This window comes from Thermococcus sp. MV11 (genome assembly GCF_012027285.1).
Taxonomy (GTDB): domain Archaea; phylum Methanobacteriota_B; class Thermococci; order Thermococcales; family Thermococcaceae; genus Thermococcus; species Thermococcus cleftensis.
Window position 1 is genome coordinate 666877 of the sequence record NZ_SNUD01000001.1, and the last position, 21985, is coordinate 688861.

Here is a 21985-nt window from a genome sequence, read left to right on the forward strand (position 1 = left end):
CATCGGCGGGTTTTTAAGCCCCCTATGGGAACCCCGAAACATGATTGAGGTTCACCTCCCCCACGTCACCTTCGAGGATCTCGGCGAGAGCGTGAGGTTGATATGGCGCGAGACCCTGTACGCGGACTTTGATAAGGACGAGCTCGCGAGGGTGATACAGAGAAAGTACAGGGTCAGGCCTGAAATCTCCGTGAGAAACGGCCTTCTCGTCATCGACACTGACTACCCCGGAATCGAGAAGTTCGTGGCGATATACATTCAGAACAACCTGGGGGCGCTGTTAAGGAACAGGTACACCGACAGAAAGGTACTGTACATTCACGAGGGAATGGAAATCCCCCTCTTAGGCTACAACGCCTTCGGTTTAATAGACAGGGGAACGAACCTCATACAGATTCGCGGTGTCAGCGGGTGTAATTTAAGCTGCATCTTCTGCTCCGTCGATGAAGGACCCTATTCGAGGACGAGGAAGCTCGACTACGTCGTGGACGTGGACTACCTGATGAAGTGGTTCGATGACGTGGCGAGGATAAAGGGTAAGGGTTTGGAGGCCCACATCGACGGCCAGGGGGAGCCTCTGATATATCCCTTTAGGGTCGAACTTGTTCAGGCCCTTCGCGAGCACCCAAACGTCTCCGTTATCTCGATGCAGAGTAACGGAACGCTTCTCAACGACAGGCTTGTCGAGGAGCTCGCCGAGGCCGGTCTCGACAGGGTGAACCTATCTCTTCACTCCCTCGACCCCGACAAGGCTAAGATGCTGATGGGCAGGAAGGACTACGACCTCGAGCACGTCCTCGAGATGGCGGAGGCTTTGGTGAACGCTGGGATAGACGTCCTCATCGCTCCGGTCATAATCTTCGGGATAAACGACGACGAGGCCGAGGCCTTCATCGAGTTTGCACGGAAAATCGGCGCCGGGAAGCGCTGGCCGGCCCTCGGCTTCCAGAACTACATTCCCTACAAGTTCGGCAGGAACCCAACGATAGCGAAGCTCGTCCCCTTCAAGGAGTTCTACGCCTGGCTCAGGAAACTCGAAGAGAAGACCGGTATGAGACCTCTCGTCCTGAGGCCGAAGCACTTCGGCATGGAGAAGAGAGAGTTCATTCCGCTCGCCTTCCGGCCCGGGGAGATAGTCAGGGCGGAGGTGGTTCTCCCTGGCAGGATAAAGGGGGAGATGCTGGCCAAAGCCCGGAACCGTCTAATAGAGGTCATCAACACCGATGCGGAAGTGGGGGACAGGATCAGGGTGAGGATAGTCAGGACGAGGCACGGCATTTACATCGGAACACCCGTTTAGCGCTTTTTCGCCCACAAGTCCAAAAATTATTTAAGTGCCTCCACCAATTTCTACCTCGGTGGGTGGTTATGAAGAAGGCGCTCTTGATAGTCGTCCTTCTCGTGGTTCTCGCGGTCCCAACGCTTATTATGGCCTCCCAGGACAGCGTATTTACTGAGTACTCCGGAGGAGGGGTGTCTACAGGTGGTCCCACTTTAACCGACGACAACTCAGTCCACGTTCCCCTTGACCCGAACGAGCTTTACATAGTGGTCGTGGCGAGGGAACCGCTGAAGTCCAAACTTGAGGTCGCCATTCCTCCTGTGGCCCGGAGGTACGGACTTGACCCGGGGGTCGTTGCCACGGGAATGGATAGCCTTCCCGCGGTTCAATTCAAGGGCAGACTGCTCGTCGTCTACGTTCTCTCGGAGGACGAGAAGAGCGGACTTCTCTCCCGGACCTGCAAGCTGAACGTCGTTGCGTACTACTCCTCCGTTGGAGACGTTCAGAGCTTCCTGGCCGCCTACGCGGCCATCAAGACAAGCGACCCCGAGGCCTTCGCGGAGGAGCTCGATGCCAGGGCGATGGCATACCTTGGAACCAACGGACTTTCAGGGGACGTTGGGATAGCGTGGTGGAGGGGAATGAAGGCTGAGAGGGGCCGCTTGGTGGGAGGCGATCCCTGCGAGGGCGCGGTTGAGGCCATAGCGGAGGGCGTCGGAGAGCTTCTTCAGACGTCAGGGGTGTCGTGAATGAGGAAGCTCCACCTCGCGGCCGCGGTTCTCTTGGTACTCCTTCTTGCCTTCTACTTCGGCCCCTTCGTTTTCGGAAGCTCGAAAACGGACTCCAAGGTCGTGGTGATGCCGGGCCAGGTGAACGTCTCCGCGGGTTCCGGCTTTTGCGTTTACCCCGACTCTACCCTCGGAAACCTCGTTGCCTCTGAACTCAGGTCCAGGGGGTACAGGGTCCTTCTCCTATCGGCCCCCGTTGAGTGCGACGGTCAATTCTTAGCCGTCTGGGTTGAGTGGATCAACATCACCTACTTCCCGGTCTCCTCACGGGGGCACATCAGGGTTGGCGCGTTTTACTCCAGCTCGGGCGACCCGGGCGACTACCTCAGTCATTTAAACTCAACTGGTGGAATGGGGGTTCTATCAGCCTTTAAGGAAAGCGAGACGCCCGAGGGCCAGGCCTACCTTCTGGTGGACGTCTCTGACGAGTCCCGTGGCCTCATCGGTTTCGCAGGCTATAACAGGCACCTGCTGGAGATTTCCTCGGAGGCCCTGGTTGATCACGTTGAGAGAATACTGGAGGGTGGACGATCGTGAACCGGTCCGGAAAAGTCCTCCTGCTCCTCATGCTGATAGCATATTCGACCGCGGGCTATCTCCTCCTCACGGCCAACGTCTCGTGGAAATCCTCCGGTGAGTTCAGCCACCTCGAGAACGTGACGACAGGGGAGCGTGTGGTGGTTGATTTCCCCCTGGAGGTGGAACTTGCCTCCGACGTTTACCCGGAGTTTGGTCTTCGGGGGGATTTTGAAAGCGCCCTCAAATCCTCCATCAGGGAGGCCTTCGAGGAGAGGAACATCAGCGTGGAGTTTGCCCACGTCAGGCCGGTAATAATAATGCCCGGCGAGAGTCCGCCGGATTGGATAGACGAGCCAGTGGTGGTGCTGTTCATACCCTTCCAGGGGCACGAGGATAGGTTCTACTACGAGACCTGCTACGCCAGCGTTCTGCTCTACGCGAGCTCCAGCGGCGACGTTGGGAGCTATCTCTCCGTTGAGGAAATGTACAGGGGGAACACGGACAACCTGGAGGACTTTGCCCGTGAGCTGTTCCAGACGGCCGAGGCGAGGGGGGACGCCAGCGGTAGGCCCTACTCCACGCTGGTTGTTTACTGGAACACCCTCGAGGTCAGGAACGGAAAGCTCAGCGGCGAGGACTGCTGGGAACTCCTTTCCCGTGAGGTGGTGAGGGAGCTGGAAGCCTGGGCGGAGACCCTGAACTAGATGAACTTCGAGCTCTTCACCTTCAGCTTTCCTTCCTCGTACAGCCCCATCAGGATTTCGGCTATCCTCTCTCCCGCCTTCCCGTCTCCGAATGGGTTCGGCGCGCTCGCCATTCTCCTGTAGAACTCCTCGTCGTCCATGAGTTTCCTCAAATAACCTATCGCCCTTTCCTTTTCGAGACCGACCAGGACGTTGCCGCCGGCCTCAATCGTTTCCGGCCTTTCCGTGTTGTAGCGGAGGGTTAAGCAGGGCACGTTGAGGATTATCGCCTCCTCTTGTATTCCCCCTGAATCTGTCATTATCGCGAAGGCGTTCTTCTCCAGCCTGAGGAAGTCGAGGTAGCCGAGGGGTTTGGTTAGGATCAGGTTCTCGGCCGAGCTTACCCTCTCCCACAGGCCGAACTCCTTCAGCCTGTTCCTCGTGCGAGGGTGCATGGGGTAGATTCCGGTCATCGGCAGGCTTTCGAGGATTTCCACCAGCTTGGCCAGGTTCTCCCTGCTGTCGGTGTTCTCGGCCCTGTGGGCCGTTATTAGAACGTACTCCCCTGGCCTCAGGCCGAACCTTTCCAGGACGTCGCTCTTGCTCTCGGCCAGCTCAGCGTTCTGAAGAACCGCATCAACGACGGTGTTGCCGACGACGTAGACGTTCTCCGTTATGCCCTCGCGTTCAAGGTTTTTCTTAGCCTCTTCGGTCGGCGCGAAGAGGACCTCACTCGCGTGATCCGCTAAAACCCTGTTTATCTCCTCCGGCATCGTCCTGTCAAAGCTCCTCAGACCCGCTTCAACGTGAGCCACAGGTATCTTCAGCTTGACGCTTGCCAGGGCTCCAGCTAAAACCGTGTTGGTGTCGCCCTGGACAATGGTCACATCTGGCCTCTCGTCCATCAGGACCCGCTCGATCTTTATCATCGCCGTCCCGGTCTGCTCCGCCTGTGTGCCTGAGCCTACCTCCAGGTGGTGGTCTATCTCGGGAAGCCCGAGCTCCTCAAGGAAGACCCTGCTCATCTCGTAGTCGTAGTGCTGGCCCGTGTGCACGAGGAGCGGTTTAACGCCCCTCTCCTCAAACGCCCTTATGACGGGGGCGAGCTTTATTATCTCCGGCCGCGTTCCAAAGACGAACGCAGGCTTCAATACTCCCCCCTCCCGACGCCCTTGAATAGGAAGCCCCTCGGCGGGTTTTCAACTACGTGCCTGCCGTCTATCAAAATCCTTGTCCTCATGAGCTTTCCGAGTTTCTCCCAGTCGAGGGACTTGAAGGCCGTGTGGTCTGTAGCTATGACGGCCGCGTCGGCCTCCCTAAGAGCGTCTTCAACGCTCCCCGCGCTCCCCCCTACGAAGGGGTCGTAGGTTCTCACCTCCGCGACGTCACCTTCGATGGCCCCTATGAAGGCCAGGGCGGGGGAATTCCTCGTGTCGTCGCTGTCGCCCTTGTAGGCCAGGCCGAGAACCGCCACTACAGCGTCCTCCGGCGGAACGTTGAGTTCCCTGAGGGCCGAGAAGAGCAAATCCTTGGTGAAGAGGGGCATCGAGTCGTTTATCTCCCTTGCAAGCCTTATCAGCCCGAAGTCCTCCTTCGCCGGCCAGAGGAGAAGGTGGGGGTCCTTCGGGAGACAGTGCCCACCGACGCCTATGCCGGGCGAGTGTATCCTGACCCGCGGGTGGGTGTTGGCCAGCTCTATCGCCTCAAAGACGTCTATCCCGTACTGGTGGGCAAGGAAGGCGAACTCGTTCGCCAGGGCTATGTTCACGTCGCGGAAGGTGTTCTCCATGAGCTTGACGACTTCACTAACGGTGGAGCTGGTCTTGAAGGTCTGCCCCTTGACGAAGGAGCGGTAGAGGCTTTCGGCAAGCTCGGCACTTTCGGGGGTTATCCCGCCGAAGATGCGTGAGTTGTAGACGAGCTCCTTGAATATCCTCCCCGGCATCACCCTCTCCGGGGCGTGAACCATGTGGAAGTCCTCTCCAGCTTTGAAGCCCGTCAGCTCCTCTATGAGCGTTGCCATCTTAACTGTGGTGAGCGGTGGAACGGTGCTCTCTATGACGATTAGGGAGTTCCTTTTCATGGCCCCTGCAACGGTTCTAACGGCGTTCTCAAGGTAGCTCAGGTCCGGTGTTCTGTCGTCCTTCAGGGGCGTCTGGACGCATATTATGTAGGCGTCCTTTCCCTCTATATCCCGTGGATTGGAAGTCGCCTTAAGGTTCCCGCTCTCGACGGCCCTCCTGAGGAGCTCGTCTATTTCGGGCTCAACGATGTGTGCTTTCCCCGAGTTTATCCTTTCAACAACATCTTCTCTGATTTCATAGCCGGTAACCTTGAACCCGGCGTTGGCGAACATTATGGCAGTTGGAAGGCCTATGTATCCCAGGCCGATGACCGCGATCTCTGCCGTTCCCGTCTCGATCTTCTCCAGCATTCTCTTCACCCAGCGGTTCTAGACTTGGTGGAATAAAAGCCTTTTCCAGAAAACGGTTTCCGGCCCGGTTTCTTTGCATATGGGCCGTTATCATAAACTCCGCAGGATAATGATGCCCCGATTGGAATTTTATCATTCCTGAGCTTTGTTTTCATAGACAGAAAGCGTTCTAAACGTTCTTTCCGGTGGGGACACCATGTTAAAGTGTTGAAAAGAAAGCTTTACAACCGTTTTTGGGAAAGCCTTATATTGAACAGGGCTGTCCAGTAGTATGGTGGGTGGAATGAAGGTATGGATAGACATCACGAACGCTCCTCACGTTCACTTCTTCAAGGGTGTAATCAGGGAGCTTGAAAAGGCCGGGCATGAGGTCCTTCTGACCACCCGCGAGTTCGACGGCCTTACGGGAATACTCGATATGTATGGCTTTGATTACTACGTGGTTGGTAAGCACGGTGGGGCAACCCTTGAGGGAAAGCTCCTGGCAAGCTCCGAGAGAATGTATCGGCTCAGCAAGCTCATAATCGAGGAGAAGCCTGATCTCGCGCTTTACAAGCACTCCGCAGAGGCCCCGCGCGTTGCCTTTGGCCTCCAGATACCGTCGATAGGCTTCGTAGACAACGAAACGGCCATCGGTCAGAACAAGCTCATTCTCCCCTACACCCGGCTTCTCCTGTTTCCAAAGGCCATAGACGCCTACGAACTCTTCCGTAGCGGAGCGGACCCTAACGGAATGAGGCCCGTGAACGGCTTTTCCGAGCTGGCCCACCTCTACGGCTTCAGGCCGGAGGGTCGGGTTCTGAGGGAGCTTGGTCTCAGAAAGAACTCTTACATAGTGATGCGAACCGAGCCGATCAAGGCCAACTACTTCAACGGGCCCGAAAAGAGTGTCCTCGAGGACGTCATTCCCCTACTTCCAGAGATTCCAATAGTCCTGTTCCCGAGAACCAAGGAGCAGAGGGAGCGCTTTGAGCGCTTTGACAACGTCATAATGCCGGAGAAGCCTGTGGACAGCCTGAGCCTCCTCTACTACGCCCGGCTGATGATCGGTGCCGGCGGAACGATGAACCGGGAGGCGATAGCCCTCGGAACCCCCACGATCTCAACCTATCCTGGCAGGCTGCTCGCGGTGACCAGGTGGCTGATCGAGAAAGGTGTCAAGTTCCACTCCACGGATCCTGTGAAGGTTGCCAGAATGGCAGAGCGCATGATGGAAATGAACGGGAGCTACCGCGCCTACATAAGAAGCGTCGTGAGCGGCTTCGAGAACCCGATGGACGTCATACTGAGCGAGATAGAAGCGTACGAGGAGTCTGGAGCGTTCAGGACGCTAAAAATTGAAGAAGCGTCAGAGGCCGGCGACCTTGGGGGTTACGTAGGCCTCAATGAAGGCCGCAACGAGGAGGAGTAGAACTGACAGGACGAAGAGCTTGAGCCCCTTAACGGCTCCCCTTTTGAACCTCTCCTCCCCGCTTCCTTCCCCCCCAATTATCTCCCGGTACCACACTATACCGGCCACACCCGCCAGGGCTATTGCGGGTATCTCTATCACGCCGTGTGGGATAAGACCCAGGATTATCTGTCCCATCGGCACCTCGCTCATTCTGTGAACTGCCAGAACAACTAGGCCCACCATCAGGCCGTTGAAGGCCATTATGAACCATGGACCGAGGCCGAAGAACAGGCCCGAGAGGAAGGTCATGAGGGCCACTGTCGCGTTGTTGGTGAATATCTTAACGAAGTTCTCGAAGCTGGAGTCCGAGATGGGTCCTATCTGCTCGATTATCCTCTTGACGGCATCTACCGCGGTTCCCGGGCTGGCGGTTCCGATTCCATAGCCTGCAAATGACGCCAGCAGAAAGACCAGGAGAAGGTAGCCGAAGGTCTTTTTGGGGACCTCCACTCCGAGCACGGGAATCACTCCTTCAGCGCGTTTTTGAGGGCTATCTTGAAATCCTCCACGTTCACGTAGGGCATCTCTATGTCGAGCCTCATGGCGAAGAACTCGTCCATAAGGTGCTCCAGCTCTTCAACGCGGCGGCCTTCCAGTCTCTGCTCGAGCTCTTGAATAGCTTCCTCCGGGTGCATGAAGAAGTCCCCGGTTATCTTGACGTGCTCCGCTATTCCGTCCTTCTCATCGAACTCTATCCTTATGAGGCCCTTCTTTGCCTTGTGCTCACCCACGCGGTGCTTCATTCTACCCACCTCCAGAGTAAATTCGCGGGAGAACTTTTTAAAGGTTGGGTTCAAGTGAGTGCGGTGGTGTGAATGGGATACGGCGAGGTTAAGGAGAGGGTAAAGCTCATTCTCGAAGAAGCCCTCGACGAGATGCTTAAGGAGGCCGGAAAAGAGTGGAACGGTGAGATAACGTTCGACGACACTCCGAGCATCGAGCTTGGCGACTTCGGAACGGCCGTCGCCTTCCAGCTGGCGAGGGTCTTCAGGAGGGCCCCGAAGCTGATAGCGGAGGAGCTGGCGGACAGGATTAAGGACAAACTGTCCGGAGAAATAGCCGAGGTGAGGGCAGTAAATGGCTACATAAACTTCTACCTGAACTACGACGTCTTTGGAAAAGCACTGGTGCAGGAGATACTCGAAAAGGGAGAGGTCTACGGCGAGAGCGACGTTGGAAAGGGTAAGAAGGTCATCGTCGAGCACACTTCAGTGAACCCCACCAAACCGCTCCACATGGGGCACGCGAGGAACGCGGTCCTCGGTGACACGATGGCAAGGATCATGAGGAAGCTCGGCTACATCGTTGAAGTCCAGAACTACATCGACGACCTTGGCGTCCAGTTCGCACAGGTTCTCTGGGGCTACCTAAACCTCAGGGAGGAGTTCGAGAAGATCGAGGCCGAGCTGAGGGAGAAAAACCTGAAGGAGGACTTCATAGACCACGTTATGGGCCTCCTCTACGTCGAGGTGAACAGGAGGCTTGAAGAGAAGCCAGAGGTCGATAAAGAGGTTCGCGAACTGATGAAGAAACTTGAGGAAGGCGACAATGAGATAGCAGAAATCGGAAGGAAGCTGGCCGAGCGCGTGGTTAAGGCTCAGATGCTCACCACCTACCGCATGGGCATAACCTACGACCTGCTCAGCTGGGAGAGCGACATAATGAGGAGCGGAATATTCGGGGAGGCTTACGGGCTCATAGAGGCCAACGAGAACTTCTTCTGGGCCACGGAGGGGAAATACAGGGGAGCCTTCGTGATGAACCTCAGGAAGCTCTTCCCCGACATGAAGAACCCCTTCCTCGTCCTCAGGAGGAGCGACGGGACCGCCACCTACACCGGCAAGGACATAGCATATCACCTCTGGAAGTTCGGGAAGGTAAAGGCCGACATGCTCTACAAGCCTTGGGACAAAACGGAGAACCACGAGACGTGGACGACCGCACCAGACGGAGAGGAGATGCCGGGTAAGTTCGGCAGGGGGGATATAGTCATAAACGTCATCGGGGCGGAGCAGAGGCACCCGCAGATGGCGATAAAGTACGCCCTCCAGCTCCTCGGCTTTGAAGATGCCGCCGGGAACTTCCACCACCTCGCTTACGAGCACGTTGTCAGGGAAGAGGGCAAGTTCTCGGGAAGGAAGGGAACCTGGGTCGGCTTCACCGTCGATGAGGTCCTCAACGAGGCCGTGCAGAGGGCGAGGGAGCTCGTCGAGGAGAAGAACCCGGGCCTGAGCGAGAGGGAAAAGGAGGAGATAGCTGAAGCGGTTGGAGTAGGCGCGGTTCGCTTCAACCTCGTCAAGTACAGCCCAGACAAGGTGATAACCTTCCGCTGGGACGACGTGCTGAATTTCGAGGGGGAGAGCGCGCCCTACATACAGTACGCCCACGCTCGCTGCGCCTCTATCCTCAGGAAGGCGGACGAGAGTGGTTTCAACGTCGAGTGGAAGGCCCTGCTCGAAAAGGCCGACTTCTCAGGACTCACCAACAGGGAGAAGGAACTCATAAAGCTCCTTGCCAAGTTCCCAGAGGTCATAGAGAGCGCCGGCAGGGACATCAAGCCCCATCTGGTTCCCGCTTACCTCAACGAGCTGGCCTCGCTCTTCAACAAGTTCTACATGGACCACCCGGTGCTCAAAGCCGAAGAGGGAATCAGGGAGGAGCGCCTGTTGCTCGTTCTGGCGGTCAAGCAGGTTCTCAGGGACGGGCTTGAGTTGCTCGGCATAGAGGCGCCAGAGAAGATGTGATTTTGGCTTTTCCAAATTTTATCCCGTCTTTTGTGGCATACCTGAAGAAGGGAGAAGAGGTTTAAATAGCTCAGTGAATCTTGTACCTGAGGAACGCCCCAAGGCCGCCGAAGGCCTTGTAGAACTGCTGGCCCTCGTCCGTGTCGAGGGAGATGATTTCCACGTTCGAGCCGGCCTCCTCGGCCATCTTTATGAACTCCTCCGCGACGTCCCACTTCTCGAAGCTTATGTTCTGGCTTCCGCACTTGGGGCAGTGGGTGAGCTTCTTCCTGTAAACGTGGAACTCCTGCTCGCTCATCGTCTTCTCCTCGCTCCAGCCGCAGTTGTTGCACTTGGCCCTGACGCGAACCTTGTCGTAGCCCTCGCTGATGAGGAGAGTGTCCACGGCGCCGAGTTCGAGCGCCTGCCTGACTTCCTTTTCACCGTAGGTTATCATCCCCGTGTCCTTGACGAGGTGCCTGAAGAAGTTCTGGATTAGATGCCTCTCCTTCACCGCCTCGTGGTCCTTGAGTATGTCGCTGGCCTTCTCGACGAGCTCCCTCAGGCCGTACTCGCCGTGGTAGCTGATGTCAACGACGCCTATTATCTTCTTCCTGAGCTCGTGGTGGAGGTAGTCGCCCTCGACGAACTCCTCCTTGGTCGGCCCAGGGCCACCAATGATGATTCCCCTCAGCTCGCCCTTCTCAAGGAGCGGGAGAAAGGCCTTGTTAGCGTGCTCGCCGATCCTCTTCATGAACTCGTGGGTCTCCTGCTCGCGGATCCTCTCGTAACGCCTTGCTGACTGACCACCAGCCCTCGTCTTTCCGGGGACGTTCGAAGTCAGCTCGTCTATGACGTCGATGCGCTTTCCGCGGAGAAGGCCTATCGTGGCTTCGTTCTTCTCAACGGTTATCAGGCCGTAGGCGTCTTTGACGCGGAGCATCTCCTCGAGCGGTTCCGTGACGAAGGTCTGGTCGCATCGGTAGAGGCGGACCTTGAGGGGCTCGGGCGGAACTATCGCCCAGAGCCTGATGTCGCTTACACCCTCCTGCTCGCTGACGTTCCCGACGAAGAGAGCGAGACCGTTCTCGGGCGTCTTTCGATAGAGCTTGAGGTGCTGCATGGCCCTTTCGAGGGCTCCGAGGACGTTCTTTCGGGTCGATTTGCTCTTGATGTTCTGGGCCGTTCCGTATTCCTCTCGGAGCTGCTGCATCACCTTGTTTATGTCGTATCCGGCGGGAATGTAGAGGCTGACCAGCTCGGTAGCTCGACCCCGATGGTTCTTAAGTTCTTCCACCTTCTTTTTGAGCTCGTACATTTCCGCGGACTTGTGAGACATGAGCATCACACCCCCTCAGAATGCTTTCCACTCGGTTTTAATCCTGGAGAATGAAAAAGCGGAGAATTTATAAAGTTTAGGAAAAACCAGCTAGAACCAGTAGACTATTATCAGGGCAATTACGCCCAATATCCCGCCTATCGCCACTACCAGCACGTTGAGGGCCGTCAGTGGCACGTCCGAGATACCTATCCAGTTCGTGAACCACAGTATTATAAGGCCAATTATTGCATTGGCCACTAGGTACTTGATTACTCCAAAGCCAACCTTGACCACCAGCATGATGGCCAGGAAGAGGAAAAAAAGCAACAGCAACTCTTCGAGCATAGTATCACCCTGGGTATTTAAAACAAACGGGCTTATTAATTTTTCGCAACATAAATGGAATAATGTAGGAAACGTATCGATTTGAGTTCAGCTTACGAAAGTTTTTCAAGAACTTCTTTGGCTATATCCCCAAGAGGGACCCATTTCTTGCCCTCAAAGGGAAGTATCACCTTGTCCTCGACGCTAACGAGCTCTTCCACCATTGGCCTAAGTTCCTTCAGCCCAAGCTCTCCTATGACCATCAGAAGAAAACCTTTCTGGTCTTTGTTGCCCTCTGTGAGACCCCTTCTCACGCCTTCCACTATCCAGTCCCTGTGCTGGGACGCAACCTCTGGAAAGCTCTTTATTATCTTGTACGATAGGAGCATGGCGTTCTCCCTGACGTATGGATTTTTCCTCTCCATCAGCGCCATCAGCTTCTGGAAGAGTTCTGGGGTTATGTGGCTCCGCGTGGAATTCGGATTGATCTCGAGGACGTTGCTCAGCAGGAGAAGTGCATCGCCAACTATGCCGGGGTTGGAGTCGTCCAAAAGTTCAATCAGTGCCTGCAGGGCTTTCTTGTCCTTAACTGCCATTTTGAGTATTTCGTCGAACTTCTCTTCCTCGATCATCTTTTTTATTTTATCCCTTTTGGATCCGAAGGAGAGGAACGCCATGGGGATCACCTACTTATTCACTTATGGCAATCCTAGTTAAGACTTTCGCTTTTGGCATGTCTTGGGAGTTCCAAATCTGAACCGGATAAGGGATATGAACATCTCAATGATGTCCCTTTTCAAATTCAGCCTGCTATCCCGCTCGCTCTCGTTCCACACCACGGGCAACTCGCACACTTTTAGGCCCTTACGTTTGAGCCTTATTAGAATCTCGGTATCCCAAAACCACCCACTGTTTTGGGCTTCCAGTAGAGAATCTCTTGTTGTTCCAAGGTTAAACGCTTTAAATCCACATTGATGATCTGTGATTCTAGTATGAAAAAGGGCATTGACAAGCAAGTTATATCCTACGCTTAAAATCTGGCGATGGAGACTTCTCTTTACTACAGAATCAGGTAAGAATCTAGAACATATTACTGAGTCACACCCTGTATCGATAATGAGTTTGATGGCAATTGGGATGTACTCTGGGGACACGGATAGATCCACGTCTAGATGCACCATTATTCCCGTGTTAGGGAAGGTTCTAACAGAATTAGTGATAGCGCCCCCTTTTCCCAGCCGGTATTTGCTATGGAGGCAGGTAACTTTTGGATATTTTCTGGACAATTTCATACAAATAACGTCGCTTCCGTCGGTGCTCCCATCTTCAGCGATAATGACAGTGTACTCCCTAATTCCTGAGCGCTCTAATACTCTTACAACGTTATCAACAGTGCCTTCTAAGAGATCCCGCTCATTATGTGCGGGAATTATCACAAATATCCGTGGGAACCTCATGACACGTTTCCTCCGATTTGATGGGTTTCTGAGCGATCACAACTATTGAAGTTCCAATCGGTAGTCTCTTTCCCCTAATGATTAACTGATTATCGATAGTGGATAGTGAATAAAGTGCATTGTTCAGAAGTTTGGGAAGATGAACTAGGCTATGAGATCGCCCCAATTTTTTTTGGATAGCCGCAGGTATGAACAATACAAAATTCCAGTACGACAGGAATATAACGTTGAATCCGGCCTCTTTGATAAGGTTTGATATTTGGATTGTGGAGTACCTCCTTTTATGACCATGGACACTATCGTGAGCGCTCCATAGCCACATAAACGCAGGTACTGTTACGAGAAGTTTTCCACCGGGTTTTAAGACACGCCATATTTCTCTAATTGCGCGTCTGTCGTCTACGTGTTCTAGTATGTCCAAGGCCATAGCACTCATAAACGATGAATCCTCAAAAGGTAGCGATTCTGCGTTACCATATATGACGTTTCTCTTTAACCTTGATGCATATTTTATCATAGTATCAGACAACTCCACCCCAATGGAGTGGGGTATTATATCCTTTATTACCTCTAAATTCTCACCGGTTCCGGAACCAACGTCGAGTAGGGGCCCGCGGAAGTGGAATTTTAGTAAAAGTGATTTAATCAGTTCCCTCCTAGATTTAAACCACCAATACTCCCTCTCAAACACAATGTGAGCAGCTTCCATCTCTGGGTTCATACGGCCCATACTCCCACCATTAGAATCTTGTACTCTGACTACTAAAGGAGATATCTTCGTATCATTTTATATACCCTTAGTCTCTTAAACCTTTAGATGCCAAGTGAAAGACATGCTTACAGAGGCATACTAAGTAGGTCGTGGATATTGGTACTGGTTATATATTCTATTGAGCTATGGTTACGGTTGATGCTTAGACACAGATTATTCCTGACCGCTGCTTTTGATCTGGGCATATTTTCCCAGTCGCTATGGACCACCATTCATTCGAATGCGGTTTTATTCAACACTCCTGAATTCATCGAGCTAGGTGTGTGGTCTCATCTGGGAGTTCATTTTCAACCGGTTCTTTTTCTCTTAGCCCCACTGTACTACCTGTACCCAAGTCCCAAGCTTCTTCTTTCGTTGGTACCTTTAGCAATGTTTATTGCGGGATTAATCTTTTATGGCCTCTCCAGAAGTATTCTTGGGGATCCTGGATACTCGGCGTATAGTGTTTTATTCTTTGTTCTGTGTCCTTTTGCCTGGTTTTCAGATGATTTTCACCCATCAGTTTTGGCCGTCCCTGTGATCCTTGCTATAGTATATCTCTCTCACAACCTATTGGTTAAGAAGGATTATTCATTAAAGAACAAGTTCGGAACGGTTCTACTTTCAGTGTTGCTTCTTTTGACCAAGGAAGATTCCGGCATTGCTCTTATCAGTATAGGGATTCTCTTTATATTAGTAACAGAAGAGAACCGAGGTCTTCTAGATATAGTAAGAGATGTGATGTCCTTTAACGGTTTTCGTAGATTTTACCGGGCTCATAAAGTGGAGTTCATGTTCATAATTTTGGGGATACTATCTGTCCTGATTGAAACATTTGTTCTAGTTCCAATATTTAATCCGTCAGGTATATATCCATTCCTTTCAGGAGATATTAAAGATGTCTATATTGACCAAACAATGTCTTACTATAAGATAGTGTACATTGTAATATGGCTGGGGTACTTTGGGATACCCTTACTAAGAGGTCCTCGGTTCTTGATACCAACATTACCCCCACTCATGGAGATAATCCTCATGGGATCATGGCCTCCTGTGATAACTGTGGGAAGTCACTACGCATATATGCTACTCCCCATAAGCCTCGTGTCGGTGCTGTATGCTCTCCAATTTGCCAAGAGACATAAGGCAGTAGAGATATTGGGAATTATGAAATCTAGTATTGCCGTGGCAATTTTAGTCTTTATTCTCGTTTCGCCACCAGTTAACCTCTCGGAGTATTTCTTGGTATGGGGTGCTCCTTCGTATAAACTTTCTAGTGGCTGGGATATGTGGGGTGGCTATATGGTGATCCTAGATGAAAGTTTGCCTATATTTTATGGAGCAGATGAAAGGTGTGCTTTGGTAGTTCAGGGAAACATGTTTCCCCGTCTCTCCAATAGGAACACAACGTACGTTATAAGGACAGTTTTTGGTGACTCTTATCTACAAAATAACAGCATAGTCATAGTGGATTCAGTATACGAAGGATTGTTCAATTCTTCCATGAGAGCAATCAAGGGAAGACTCCAAAAAGACGAATACTCCAATGTCCAAGTGATCGACGTGAGAGATGTAGTGAGTGAATGTTCCGGTCTGGATCCTGCTGAAACTCCAATACGTCCTGAGGAATCAGTCATTAGATGTGTAACGGAGACATTTAAACGTTATATAGAGCATTGTGAAAGTCAATTAATTGAAACTCCGTAGTGATGACTGAAACTTCCTTAGCTAGCAGGTGAGGGAGATGAAACGCTGGAACACTCAAAGCGTGCTCTGGCTGACTATTGCTGTGTACAGCATATTCATGATACTGATTTCAATTAACCGCCATTATACCTTCCGTACAAATGCCTTCGATATGGGAATCTTTATGCAGTCCCTGTGGAGCACTGTCCACGGAGATTTTATGTATAACACCGTTGAATGGTTCGTTTTTTGTGCCCCCAACCACTTCAGGATACACTTATCCCCAGTTCTCGCTGTCTTGGCCCCTCTCTACGGCCTTTTACCCCACGCCGAGACCCTGCTGGTTATCCAAACGGTCGTCATATCCCTATCTGCGTACCTGCTGTACCTACTGGCTGAGAGAATAATCGGAGAGTCCAAAATTGCTCTGGCGTTAGTGGTTATGTACCTCGGGAATTCCCTCGTTCAAGGGATAAACAGCTACGATTTTCACGCCGTACCCTTCGCAATGCCCTTCATCTTCCTGGCCGCGCTGATGATTGAGCAGAAGAGATATGGCCTTGCGCTTTTGTCCGCTTTGGGTATTCTTAGCGCGAGGGAAGATGCGGGCATTGCGGTCATTTCGCTGGGGCTTTTCTACCTCCTCAGGAATCGGGAGATATTCAGCCCCTCTACGTATGTTTCAATCATCAGGGCATTGAAATCCGGAACCCTTGATGAACTGGAAAGAACGTCCCTTGTTTTTATTGCAGTGGGGACCGCATGGATTCTTCTGGGGTGGGTTGTGGTGGATTCGTCTCACTTGGCGTCCTTCTATGGAGGTCTTCTTGACGGTTGCAACATACCGATGAAGGCGGTTTACTTCCTGGTGGCGAGCGCCACGCTTGGAATGCTAACGTTTCTTAAGCCGAAGTATTCCCTCCTGCTAACCGCTCTCCCCTGGGCCGAGATTTTACTATCGTGCGAGAAAAATCTCTACCGGGTGGGATTTCAGTATCCGTATATGCTCGTCCCCCTCTCAATGATTGCAATCATGTACGCCCTTGCCGAGATGCCCGGCAATCGCAGGAGCAGAACGGTTGTTATGGCGTTGGCCCTTGGCCTCTTCGTTTCCACCGTTACGTCCCCGGTACTTCCCGGTGAGAACGGTCTTACGGGAATCCTGGAGATCCCAGCCAATTACTACGTCCCCGTGACGGGGCACGACAGAATGCTGATGGATGTAACTAGGGCTTTGGCGGCTACCGATTTCTCCGTATTAACCCAGAACGATATATTTCCCCACCTGGCAAACAGAGAAAACACCTACGTCATATGGGCGTCCTACTGCGGGAGGGCCCTGCCGAGAGCGGACCTGGTGCTCCTTGACTGGACTCTGAGTTACGCCGATTACAACTTTCTTGTGGAGGATCTTCTTTCGGAATACACGGTGATATATAAGAGGGACGGAGTTGAAATCTGGGTCAGGAATGACCTCATTGGAACACGGGAGGTTGAGAATCTTCAGCGGGTGCTGGAGGGGATTCAATGAAGAGGGAGGCTCTTGAAAGATTGATTCCTGGGCTCATTCTGCTGGTATATATCCTTACGCGGGTTACTCTCCTGTTCCAGATGAACGAGTACGTGGACTACGACGAGGGAACATACCTGCTGATGGCGAGGCTCATCAACAGCGGTTACCTCCCCTACAGGGATATCTTTGCCGTTCACCCTCCGCTTTACTACTACCTGCTCGCCGGCTGGTTGAGGGTGTTTGGGGACAGCTACGTGTCCGGCAGGCTTCTGTCTGTGTTTCTGGGAGGATTGGCGGTTGTGCTGGCGTACCGCACTGGTAAACTCCTCGGAGGAACCAGGCTCGCCGTCCTGTACTCCGCCCTCCTGCTCGTGGATCCAACGGTGTTCAGGATAAACCAGCTGGTTCTCCACGATACCCTGATTGAGCTCTTCGTAATTGCGTCTCTGTACTATTTTGTCAGGTACACGAAGAATAAATCCCTGCGGGATATGTACGTCTCTCTGTTCCTCGCGGGACTGGGCAGTACGGCCAAGTTCACGATACTGCCCTTCGTCGTGGCCCTGTATATTACTTTCCTCGCTTTGAACCTGGACGAGACCTCCAAAATGCATTTCCAGTCTGCGGTGAACCTTGTCCTATCATGGCGGCAGGGACTGGTTATCGCTGCGGTTTACAGTTTCTTGATCGCCCTTTTCGTGTCCCTTAGAATGGCCTGGCCTTCTTCGATAACCAAGGACATAATCGTTGTCTTGGGAATTCACCCGGTTGTTCTGGTGGGTCACAAGTACGTGGGTGTCTTCATCTTCCTTATGTGGGCGATCTTGGTCGTGTATCTTTTCAGAGTTGAGTACTTTGAGAAGCTCGTACATATCTTTCGTTCGGCAATCTCTCAGCTGCGCCTGCTGATTTGCATGGCCCTTGCAGTTCTGATTCCGAAAGTTATTGTTGAGGGTGCCCTGGGCTATCTAATCTCAGGGGATTATTTCTACCAAACCTACCTCATGCAGGGAGGTAGATACGGCTCGTTCATGGGGCTCTACGAGCTAATTAACAGAGTGTTGTCTACGGTTGGAAGCAACCATCAGGAAACGGCGTACGTCTTTGTCCCCGCTTTCCTGTTGATCTTTGCCCTCATACTCTTCAGGTTTAGAGGATTCTCGAATGAAAAGCCCCTCCCAGTGGATCTCGCGGTTTTATTCGTTATGAACGTGGCTATGTACCTCCTTGTGTTTCCCGTCAGACCGATCACCAGGTTTATCTTACCCCTGCTTCTTACCTTCTACCTGTTCGCTGGGGAGCGTTTGGCTGGATACAGGGTTTTCTGGAAGGAGTGGGTAATCGTCGGTGCGGTCTCTCTGGTGTCGCTGATTATGATTGTGGGGGGGCTCGTTATAAACGCACCCTCGGGGGAGCTGGGCATTCCTTGGGCGGTTCACTCCGGAGAACTCAGGTCCGATGCGATCTCCTACATGAAAACCAGCTCTTCCTGCGGCTCGATGTACTCCGTCAATCCAATGAACACTTACTACTTTAACGCTGAGACGAATCCCCTGCTGGTGGACTCATTTGGTGTTCTGTACGTGAATGGAACACCCGTTGAGGAGTTTTTCAAGCAGGTAAAGGTGTCCTCAGACTGCGTTGTTTTTAGCACGTGGGCCGAAGGGGCCATACGCTCTGGAGGACATCTTGGAGAGATTTACAGCCAGCTTAAGGCTTTGATCGTAACGAATGGTGAGCTCCTATTCTCTGAGTCGTATTCAACTGGGGACGTCCTATCGATATTCAGCCTGCGTACCCCTCCAAGAAGCCCCACAGTAATCTCGGAAAACGGGAGGATCGTTATCCTCGATGACAATGGAAGTGCCGTGATGAGTATTTACGGGCTAGGGGACAACGTCTCCCTTTCCAGCAGAGCATGGATAACACGGATCACTCTTGGAGTGTTCTCAGTTCGCCTGTACTCCGAAAACCCCGGAGAGTACATCGAACTCACCGTGAGGAGCGTTTCGAGAGGCCTGTTGCTGTCCTCCCCCAACACCACGACAAAACTCGTGCTTGAATACGAAGGAGTTGCGACGGATACACGTGGAAATCTGCTGGATTCCGAGAAAAGGTACGGCGAGGTGATCGTTTACTCCGGACATCATAGATTTAGGATATCTGCAGAAGGTATTCACCAGAAAAGGGGCGGGACGATCATATTAGACCCCGGTACCGATATTGAGGTGATTTTAGAGGATTAGTCGTTGATTTTATCCTCCATCTCATTTGATATCATGCTCTCGTAGGTCTGCTGGAGCGTCCCGGTTCTTCTTATGGTTCCAAAACGGGGATCGAAGAACCTCCTGATCACAAGAACTATCATAACAATGGCGATTACTATCATAAACATGTACTCCAAAGATGCCTGGGCACGCCTCATCATTGGCAGTCCTCCAAAAGAAAAAGGAGCTGGGGTGGAGACTTCAGCCTCCAATCTCCTGCTGGAGCTCCGAGCTTATCTGGTTCTCAGCAGTGTCGGCAATCTCACTGGCCTTGCTACCCCTGCCGCTGATCTGCCTCCAGACTATGAGGACTATAACCAGCGCAGCCGCAATCATAAACAGGTACTCGATGGCACCCTGAGCCTTCCTCTTCATGTTATCCACCTCCAAAGGATTACTTCATACCAATATCCACCGAAAAAGCTTATATAGCTTTCTGCCCAAATTTAAGGGGAAGCCCCCCAATACTGCGGAAACCCCAGGGGTGGTTCTGTGGAGTTGGTAAGCGTTCAATGTGAGTCATCGAGCATTGAAGATTGTATAAAGAACGTGGTATCAAAGTCAAGAAAACTGTTGTCCCCAATGCACGGGTGCATAGTGTCCTCCAAGATTAACCTAACGTTCGGTGCTTTTATGAACCTGACAGTCGTATTGTTGCTGGACGACCACGGCAACATGAAAAAGGGTATAATCGCAGATTACGCCCATGGGAAGAACAAGGAGGACGCCATAACCAAAACTATGGAAAAGATCAACCGCATTCTTCCGAAGAATGCCAAGGTTGTGGACTTCGAGGTCGGCACCTACACCACCCCCGTGACGAGGAGGACCTACGCCGTCGTCGTGGTCGTTTACAACGCTCCACCTGAGGAAAAGCCCCTCAGCGAGTTCACCATAAAGGAACGCCGCGAACTCCTGGCCAAGATACTCGAGAACTTCAACTACAATCCACGCGTTCTGAACATATCGGAGATAGCCAGAATGTTCGGCGTTTCGAGGGACTCCATTTACTACGACATCGAGCAGATACTGAAGGACAAGAAGGGAACGAGAAAGAAGGGGTAGCTCAGCCAGTCGCGCTTATCGGTGCGGGCGTGGCGGAGAGCACGAAGAGCAACACCGCTATAACCGCCAGAAGGATTCTTTTTTTCGAGATTGGAGACACCTCGTCGAGCGCCCCGGGGTTACCCATCGCCCCCATCAGCAGCACCAGAACCCCCCATATGAGCCACCCAACCCAGAGAAAGCTCATTCCTATGAGGACGAGCCCTATGACCGAGGTCATGTAGCGGTGCGCCCTCTCGCTCAGGAAGGCTCTCGCTATGTGCCCCCCGTCGAGCTGTGCCGCGGGAATCAGGTTGAGGAACGTAACGAGTATCCCAACCCAGCCGGCTATAGCAACGGGGTGGAGGAAGACGACGACGTCCTCCGGCAAGCGGAGGAAGTACTTCTCTATGAGCAAAAACAGCAGGTTCTCGCCGAAGGTTATTCTCCCTTCCGTAGGCTGGATCGCGTCTATGGGGAGCGGTACCGAGAGCTTCAGCCCAATTATGCTCACCGGGACCGCCACGAGGAAGCCCGCTATCGGTCCGCTGACGCCCAGGTCGATGGCCGCGTTCCTCGTCGGGAGGGGAGACTTCACCCTTATCACCGCCCCCATAGTGCCCAGCATGCTGGGGAAGGGAATGAAGTAGGGCATCGTTGCCCTCACTCCGTGGTAAGCGGCCGCTATCTTGTGGCCCAGCTCGTGGGTTCCCAGTATCCCCATCACGCTTATCGAAAAGGCCAGGGCATTGATGTAGGGGTTCCTTATCCCCGGGAGGTTGTACTCGTTGAGCAGGGCTATATAGCTTAGGGACAGCCAGTAACCGGCTAAAAACGTCGTGAAAATCGTCGCTATCAGGAACATCCATGGAAGCCAGCGGTTGTCCTCCTTGATTTCCCCCGCGGGGAAGACGTAGAGGAGAACCTTTTCCCCGCGTCTCTTGAGGGCCGCCCAGTAGCCAAGCTCCTCGAGTTCCGCCAAAACCCTCTCAAAGTCCGTCTCGAGTATCTCCCTAACCTCGAAGACGAAGACGTTCTCCTCAACGCCGGCCGGCTCAAGGACGTAAAAGGCTCTCAGCTTCTCCTCGACGGCGAGGGGAAGAACCGGAGCGACGGTCTCCGCTTCTGTGTCTTCCTTTCCAGAAACTTCTTCCGTTTCCCTGGGCTCCACCCGAAAGCCCACTAAAATCATGTCGCCGCCGCAGACCGGGCAGGAGTTCTCTATGACGGGTTCGTTCGAATCGAGAACCTCCCTGTGGCCGCAGACGGTGCACTCGTAGATTCCTCCGGGCATCTTACCTCCCAGAATAAAGAGTCGGGAGGGGTTAAAAACCTACTCCCCAGACGTGAGAACCTCGACCTCGCCGGAGTCAGCATCAACTCTGACCCTGTCACCGCTCCTCAGTTTAGAAACGTCTATCCCGTCCACCATTGGAATGCCAGCTATTATCGCGCCGGTGGCGACTATCGTCTCGGCCTCGCCGACTATTATGGCCTTCGGTGCCTTTCCGTTTTTCTTGAGGGCGTAGATCACATAGGAACCGACGGTCGAGCCCTTGCCGCGCGGAAAGGCGAGTATCTTCCCTGCTATGCTCTGGCCCCTTATGTCGCTCTCGGCGTCTGTAACGATTCCGGTCTCTGGATCGACACCACCGAGGAACGAGAGGGGCTTTTGCGACACGATGAGCTCTCCCTCCGCCCTTCCCCCGACGATTTTCCTCCCCTTCATCTTCATTCTTC

23 protein-coding genes are annotated in these 21985 nt (G+C 53.0%); 10 read left to right on the top strand and 13 right to left on the bottom strand.

The genetic code is table 11. The features are described from left to right. Window positions 1–40 precede the first annotated feature (40 nt). From E3E27_RS03725 to E3E27_RS03740, 4 genes are all read left to right on the top strand, one after another. On the top strand, window positions 41–1300 hold the full coding sequence (locus E3E27_RS03725; RefSeq protein ID WP_167773469.1) for a radical SAM protein: 1260 nt from the start codon (window positions 41–43) through the stop codon (window positions 1298–1300). Window positions 1301–1362: 62 nt separating this feature from the next. Beyond that, window positions 1363–2031: a hypothetical protein gene (locus E3E27_RS03730; protein ID WP_167773470.1), complete on the top strand. Its 669-nt coding sequence runs from the start codon at window positions 1363–1365 to the stop codon at window positions 2029–2031. Then, complete coding sequence (locus E3E27_RS03735; protein ID WP_167773471.1) at window positions 2032–2607, top strand: hypothetical protein; 576 nt, start codon at window positions 2032–2034, stop codon at window positions 2605–2607. After that, complete coding sequence (locus tag E3E27_RS03740) at window positions 2604–3293, top strand: hypothetical protein (protein WP_048151674.1); 690 nt, start codon at window positions 2604–2606, stop codon at window positions 3291–3293. Before E3E27_RS03735 ends, E3E27_RS03740 begins: the two co-directional genes overlap by 4 nt. Here E3E27_RS03740 and wecB read toward each other — a convergent pair. Together wecB and E3E27_RS03750 are read right to left on the bottom strand one after the other, a co-directional pair. Further along, window positions 3290–4423, bottom strand: a complete 1134-nt coding sequence (wecB, locus tag E3E27_RS03745) for a non-hydrolyzing UDP-N-acetylglucosamine 2-epimerase (protein ID WP_167773472.1) — start codon at window positions 4421–4423, stop codon at window positions 3290–3292. The two genes, E3E27_RS03740 and wecB, sit on opposite strands and share 4 nt — an antisense overlap. After that, window positions 4420–5706 carry a UDP-N-acetyl-D-mannosamine dehydrogenase gene (locus tag E3E27_RS03750; RefSeq protein WP_167773749.1) on the bottom strand — a complete coding sequence of 429 codons (1287 nt, stop codon included), beginning with the start codon at window positions 5704–5706 and terminating at the stop codon, window positions 4420–4422. The genes wecB and E3E27_RS03750 overlap by 4 nt, the downstream gene beginning before the upstream one ends. Window positions 5707–5989: 283 nt before the next feature. Here E3E27_RS03750 and E3E27_RS03755 point away from each other — a divergent pair, with 283 nt between their 5' ends. Continuing rightward, on the top strand, window positions 5990–7117 hold the full coding sequence (locus E3E27_RS03755; RefSeq protein WP_167773750.1) for a DUF354 domain-containing protein: 1128 nt from the start codon (window positions 5990–5992) through the stop codon (window positions 7115–7117). On the opposite strand, the gene E3E27_RS03760 is transcribed toward E3E27_RS03755, so the two are convergent. Together E3E27_RS03760 and E3E27_RS03765 are read right to left on the bottom strand one after the other, a co-directional pair. Continuing rightward, the gene (locus tag E3E27_RS03760; RefSeq protein WP_167773473.1) at window positions 7055–7618 is read right to left on the bottom strand and encodes a stage II sporulation protein M; all 564 of its coding nucleotides are present in this window, start codon (window positions 7616–7618) and stop codon (window positions 7055–7057) included. The genes E3E27_RS03755 and E3E27_RS03760 overlap by 63 nt on opposite strands. Window positions 7619–7623: 5 nt before the next feature. Further along, entirely contained in the window at window positions 7624–7902 is a 279-nt protein-coding gene (locus tag E3E27_RS03765) for a lipoate protein ligase C-terminal domain-containing protein (RefSeq protein WP_048151670.1), read from the bottom strand. A gap of 72 nt (window positions 7903–7974) precedes the next feature. On the opposite strand from E3E27_RS03765, the gene E3E27_RS03770 reads away from it, so the two are divergent. Further along, the gene (locus E3E27_RS03770) at window positions 7975–9903 is read left to right on the top strand and encodes an arginine--tRNA ligase (RefSeq protein ID WP_167773474.1); all 1929 of its coding nucleotides are present in this window, start codon (window positions 7975–7977) and stop codon (window positions 9901–9903) included. A 70-nt stretch (window positions 9904–9973) separates the two neighbouring features. On the opposite strand, the gene prf1 is transcribed toward E3E27_RS03770, so the two are convergent. From prf1 to E3E27_RS03795, 5 genes are all read right to left on the bottom strand, one after another. Beyond that, window positions 9974–11221: a peptide chain release factor aRF-1 gene (gene prf1, locus E3E27_RS03775; protein WP_048152322.1), complete on the bottom strand. Its 1248-nt coding sequence runs from the start codon at window positions 11219–11221 to the stop codon at window positions 9974–9976. Between the two features lie 90 nt (window positions 11222–11311). Beyond that, on the bottom strand, window positions 11312–11548 hold the full coding sequence (locus E3E27_RS03780) for a pro-sigmaK processing inhibitor BofA family protein (protein WP_014788031.1): 237 nt from the start codon (window positions 11546–11548) through the stop codon (window positions 11312–11314). Window positions 11549–11640: 92 nt separating this feature from the next. Continuing rightward, window positions 11641–12204 carry a hypothetical protein gene (locus E3E27_RS03785; protein ID WP_014788030.1) on the bottom strand — a complete coding sequence of 188 codons (564 nt, stop codon included), beginning with the start codon at window positions 12202–12204 and terminating at the stop codon, window positions 11641–11643. 36 nt (window positions 12205–12240) lie between these two features. After that, window positions 12241–12963, bottom strand: a complete 723-nt coding sequence (locus E3E27_RS03790; RefSeq protein ID WP_167773475.1) for a glycosyltransferase — start codon at window positions 12961–12963, stop codon at window positions 12241–12243. Continuing rightward, on the bottom strand, window positions 12944–13714 hold the full coding sequence (locus E3E27_RS03795; protein ID WP_167773476.1) for a class I SAM-dependent methyltransferase: 771 nt from the start codon (window positions 13712–13714) through the stop codon (window positions 12944–12946). Before E3E27_RS03795 ends, E3E27_RS03790 begins: the two co-directional genes overlap by 20 nt. Before the next feature lie 180 nt (window positions 13715–13894). Between E3E27_RS03795 and E3E27_RS03800 the strand changes: the two genes are divergently transcribed. Genes E3E27_RS03800 through E3E27_RS03810 form a run of 3 tightly spaced genes read left to right on the top strand, consistent with a single transcriptional unit; the run spans window position 13895 to window position 19180 of the window. Then, the gene (locus tag E3E27_RS03800) at window positions 13895–15442 is read left to right on the top strand and encodes a DUF2079 domain-containing protein (RefSeq protein ID WP_240910667.1); all 1548 of its coding nucleotides are present in this window, start codon (window positions 13895–13897) and stop codon (window positions 15440–15442) included. Window positions 15443–15479: 37 nt separating this feature from the next. Next, window positions 15480–16952 carry a DUF2079 domain-containing protein gene (locus E3E27_RS03805; protein ID WP_167773478.1) on the top strand — a complete coding sequence of 491 codons (1473 nt, stop codon included), beginning with the start codon at window positions 15480–15482 and terminating at the stop codon, window positions 16950–16952. Further along, entirely contained in the window at window positions 16949–19180 is a 2232-nt protein-coding gene (locus E3E27_RS03810; RefSeq protein WP_167773479.1) for a glycosyltransferase family 39 protein, read from the top strand. The genes E3E27_RS03805 and E3E27_RS03810 overlap by 4 nt, the downstream gene beginning before the upstream one ends. Here E3E27_RS03810 and E3E27_RS03815 read toward each other — a convergent pair. Both E3E27_RS03815 and E3E27_RS03820 read right to left on the bottom strand, forming a co-directional pair. Then, window positions 19177–19362: a class III signal peptide-containing protein gene (locus tag E3E27_RS03815; RefSeq protein ID WP_167773480.1), complete on the bottom strand. Its 186-nt coding sequence runs from the start codon at window positions 19360–19362 to the stop codon at window positions 19177–19179. The genes E3E27_RS03810 and E3E27_RS03815 overlap by 4 nt on opposite strands. Before the next feature lie 40 nt (window positions 19363–19402). Beyond that, on the bottom strand, window positions 19403–19576 hold the full coding sequence (locus tag E3E27_RS03820; RefSeq protein ID WP_167773481.1) for a class III signal peptide-containing protein: 174 nt from the start codon (window positions 19574–19576) through the stop codon (window positions 19403–19405). A 258-nt stretch (window positions 19577–19834) separates the two neighbouring features. On the opposite strand from E3E27_RS03820, the gene E3E27_RS03825 reads away from it, so the two are divergent. Next, on the top strand, window positions 19835–20266 hold the full coding sequence (locus E3E27_RS03825; RefSeq protein ID WP_167773482.1) for a hypothetical protein: 432 nt from the start codon (window positions 19835–19837) through the stop codon (window positions 20264–20266). Window position 20267: 1 nt separating this feature from the next. On the opposite strand, the gene E3E27_RS03830 is transcribed toward E3E27_RS03825, so the two are convergent. Together E3E27_RS03830 and E3E27_RS03835 are read right to left on the bottom strand one after the other, a co-directional pair. Then, the gene (locus E3E27_RS03830) at window positions 20268–21539 is read right to left on the bottom strand and encodes a site-2 protease family protein (protein WP_167773483.1); all 1272 of its coding nucleotides are present in this window, start codon (window positions 21537–21539) and stop codon (window positions 20268–20270) included. Between the two features lie 39 nt (window positions 21540–21578). Next, a complete protein-coding gene (locus tag E3E27_RS03835; protein WP_167773484.1) occupies window positions 21579–21980 on the bottom strand; it encodes a DUF126 domain-containing protein in 402 nt (133 codons plus the stop codon). Between the last annotated feature and the right edge of the window lie 5 nt (window positions 21981–21985).

What these genes read in the sequence shown, in the direction of transcription:
- E3E27_RS03725 (WP_167773469.1), top strand. Translation starts at nt 41, where the DNA reads ATGATTGAGGTTCACCTCCCCCACGTCACCTTCGAGGATCTCGGCGAG.
- E3E27_RS03735 (WP_167773471.1), top strand. Translation starts at nt 2,032, where the DNA reads ATGAGGAAGCTCCACCTCGCGGCCGCGGTTCTCTTGGTACTCCTTCTT.
- E3E27_RS03750 (WP_167773749.1), bottom strand. Translation starts at nt 5,706, where the DNA reads ATGCTGGAGAAGATCGAGACGGGAACGGCAGAGATCGCGGTCATCGGC.
- E3E27_RS03755 (WP_167773750.1), top strand. Translation starts at nt 5,990, where the DNA reads ATGAAGGTATGGATAGACATCACGAACGCTCCTCACGTTCACTTCTTC.
- E3E27_RS03765 (WP_048151670.1), bottom strand. Translation starts at nt 7,902, where the DNA reads ATGAAGCACCGCGTGGGTGAGCACAAGGCAAAGAAGGGCCTCATAAGG.
- E3E27_RS03770 (WP_167773474.1), top strand. Translation starts at nt 7,975, where the DNA reads ATGGGATACGGCGAGGTTAAGGAGAGGGTAAAGCTCATTCTCGAAGAA.
- prf1 (WP_048152322.1), bottom strand. Translation starts at nt 11,221, where the DNA reads ATGTCTCACAAGTCCGCGGAAATGTACGAGCTCAAAAAGAAGGTGGAA.
- E3E27_RS03780 (WP_014788031.1), bottom strand. Translation starts at nt 11,548, where the DNA reads ATGCTCGAAGAGTTGCTGTTGCTTTTTTTCCTCTTCCTGGCCATCATG.
- E3E27_RS03785 (WP_014788030.1), bottom strand. Translation starts at nt 12,204, where the DNA reads ATGGCGTTCCTCTCCTTCGGATCCAAAAGGGATAAAATAAAAAAGATG.
- E3E27_RS03795 (WP_167773476.1), bottom strand. Translation starts at nt 13,714, where the DNA reads ATGGGCCGTATGAACCCAGAGATGGAAGCTGCTCACATTGTGTTTGAG.
- E3E27_RS03800 (WP_240910667.1), top strand. Translation starts at nt 13,895, where the DNA reads ATGCTTAGACACAGATTATTCCTGACCGCTGCTTTTGATCTGGGCATA.
- E3E27_RS03805 (WP_167773478.1), top strand. Translation starts at nt 15,480, where the DNA reads ATGAAACGCTGGAACACTCAAAGCGTGCTCTGGCTGACTATTGCTGTG.
- E3E27_RS03810 (WP_167773479.1), top strand. Translation starts at nt 16,949, where the DNA reads ATGAAGAGGGAGGCTCTTGAAAGATTGATTCCTGGGCTCATTCTGCTG.
- E3E27_RS03815 (WP_167773480.1), bottom strand. Translation starts at nt 19,362, where the DNA reads ATGATGAGGCGTGCCCAGGCATCTTTGGAGTACATGTTTATGATAGTA.
- E3E27_RS03820 (WP_167773481.1), bottom strand. Translation starts at nt 19,576, where the DNA reads ATGAAGAGGAAGGCTCAGGGTGCCATCGAGTACCTGTTTATGATTGCG.
- E3E27_RS03825 (WP_167773482.1), top strand. Translation starts at nt 19,835, where the DNA reads ATGAACCTGACAGTCGTATTGTTGCTGGACGACCACGGCAACATGAAA.
- E3E27_RS03830 (WP_167773483.1), bottom strand. Translation starts at nt 21,539, where the DNA reads ATGCCCGGAGGAATCTACGAGTGCACCGTCTGCGGCCACAGGGAGGTT.
- E3E27_RS03835 (WP_167773484.1), bottom strand. Translation starts at nt 21,980, where the DNA reads ATGAAGATGAAGGGGAGGAAAATCGTCGGGGGAAGGGCGGAGGGAGAG.